2 protein-coding genes are annotated in these 775 nt (G+C 57.8%); both read right to left on the bottom strand.

Annotated features, from left to right (window positions below; genetic code table 11):
* Window positions 1–27 precede the first annotated feature (27 nt).
* On the bottom strand, window positions 28–507 hold the full coding sequence (locus tag J0X19_RS25330) for an IS1 family transposase (RefSeq protein WP_206987084.1): 480 nt from the start codon (window positions 505–507) through the stop codon (window positions 28–30).
* Window positions 425–736, bottom strand: a complete 312-nt coding sequence (locus J0X19_RS25335; RefSeq protein ID WP_206987085.1) for an IS1/IS1595 family N-terminal zinc-binding domain-containing protein — start codon at window positions 734–736, stop codon at window positions 425–427. Before J0X19_RS25335 ends, J0X19_RS25330 begins: the two co-directional genes overlap by 83 nt.
* Between the last annotated feature and the right edge of the window lie 39 nt (window positions 737–775).

Consider the following 775-nt stretch of genomic DNA (forward strand, 5'->3'; position numbering starts at 1 on the left):
AAGGTGGTGGTAAAACAGAAGGTGATATCAAGTTGCGGTTAGTCGGCGATTATGTTCGTCAATGACGAGTTGAATACGCACGTGATGCATGGCTAAGCAGCGACTAAAGGAACACGTTTTTCGCACAAGCACCGCGCACTTCTGCCGCAGCGAACAGTTGATAGCTTCCACGATGCTAGTGTGCCCACTGCCTTTGGGGCTGGGCCGATGCGCTTGTGGTGGCAGCACTTGGCTGTAAGCTTCCCACTCATCCGTGAAGTACCAGGTACCCGTCTGATACTCTTCGGGCAGAGTGGCCCACAGTCGGCGCAAGGTGGTCGCACCCCGGCAGCCCAGTGCCCAGGCCACAATGCGGCGGCTATGCCGCTCAATAGCCAACCAGAGCCAGACTTTGCGCTTTTTGCGGCCCACGAAGGTCCACATCTCATCCAGTTCGAGTACCCGGGGCCGGCTCGGTTTGGGCCGCAACTGCGGTGTGGTCTGCGCTTTTTTTTGCCAGTTTGACAATCGTTGGGCGCGAAACGCCGGTCAAGCGTACGATGGCGCGTTGCGAAACCCGCTCCAACAGTAGCAACTCGACCTGGGCATACTGCACAGCTTTGCCGACCGCAGCCGGAACAAACAGGGCCTGATGGCGGCAGGTCGTGCACTGGTACTTGGGCTGGCCGTTACGGCTGCCATTCTTTCGCACGGCCGTGCTGCCGCACTTGCCACACGTGAACGGGGTTTGAAGCATACACTCAAGTTACGAATCACCCCTTATATTACCACTGCC

This window comes from Hymenobacter telluris, from assembly GCF_017313265.1.
Lineage (GTDB): Bacteria > Bacteroidota > Bacteroidia > Cytophagales > Hymenobacteraceae > Hymenobacter > Hymenobacter telluris.

Excerpts from the sequence above, each read along its gene's own strand:
- J0X19_RS25335 (WP_206987085.1), bottom strand. The coding sequence starts at position 736 with ATGCTTCAAACCCCGTTCACGTGTGGCAAGTGCGGCAGCACGGCCGTG.